Origin of the sequence: Tetzosporium hominis (assembly GCF_002265435.1) — a bacterium.
Taxonomy (GTDB): Bacteria; Bacillota; Bacilli; order Bacillales_A; family Planococcaceae; genus Chryseomicrobium; species Chryseomicrobium hominis.
Genome location: NZ_NOKQ01000192.1, coordinates 1 through 259, shown reverse-complemented (window position 1 = coordinate 259; position 259 = coordinate 1). Strand labels below are relative to the sequence as shown.

1 pseudogene is annotated in these 259 nt (G+C 43.6%); it reads left to right on the top strand.

The window, feature by feature from the left end:
- A pseudogene (locus CF394_RS05190) lies at positions 1-259 on the top strand (hypothetical protein); the annotation flags it as partial.

The following is a 259-nucleotide window of genomic DNA, read 5'->3' as shown; positions in this document are numbered from 1 at the left end:
GAGTTAAAAACGAGAGATTTAGCAGAAGTGACGGACCTGCTGGCACAAGTGGAAAGCTACCAAGAGCAAGGCTATTATGTCGTGGGCTATGTCAGTTACGAGGCCGCACCTGCATTTGAGGAGAAATTAGCAGTTCATAAAGCTCCTTTACTGGGCGAGTACTTGCTTTACTTTACAGTTCATGATAGGGTAGAAACATCGCCTATTCCTCTGACTTATGATGATATTGATTTGCCTTCAAATTGGCAGGAAGTAACGT